We start from the raw sequence: 473 nt of genomic DNA, 5'->3' as shown, positions 1-473 counted from the left end.
GTCCAGATCCACAGCTGCTGCCACGCGGGCGGCGGGATGGCCTGGGACTCCAAGGGCAACCTGTACATCGCGACCGGTGACAACAACTCATCCGGATTCAGCGACGGTTACTCCGGCAACAACCCGGCGCCGAACTACAAGGGCGTGTCGTTCGCCGATGCCCGGCGCACCGCGGGCAACACGAACAACCTCAACGGGAAGATCCTGCGGATCCACCCCGAGGACGACGGCACGTACACCCTGCCCGAGGGCAATCTCTTCACCGGCAAGGAGCCGGACGAGGGCGGCGGCAAGACCCGCGGCGAGATCTATGTGATGGGCGTACGCAACCCGGCCCGGATCTCCGTCGACAAAACCACCGACACCCTGTACGCGGGCTGGGTCGGCCCCGACGCGGGCGCGCCTATCACCACGTGGGGTCCGGCGAAGTACGACACGTTCGCCGCGATCACCAAGGCGGGCAACCACGGCTG

Annotated in this window: 1 protein-coding gene; it reads left to right on the top strand. The window is 67.0% G+C overall.

The features are described from left to right. A partial coding sequence (locus tag AC1DUE_RS20275) for a PQQ-dependent sugar dehydrogenase (protein ID WP_477041204.1) occupies positions 1-473 on the top strand: 473 nt, incomplete at both ends.

The sequence above is a fragment of the Cellulomonas sp. P4_A2 genome (assembly GCF_056402515.1).
The sequence above is the reverse complement of the archived record's forward strand: the minus strand, read 5'-3'. Positions and strand labels throughout refer to the sequence as shown.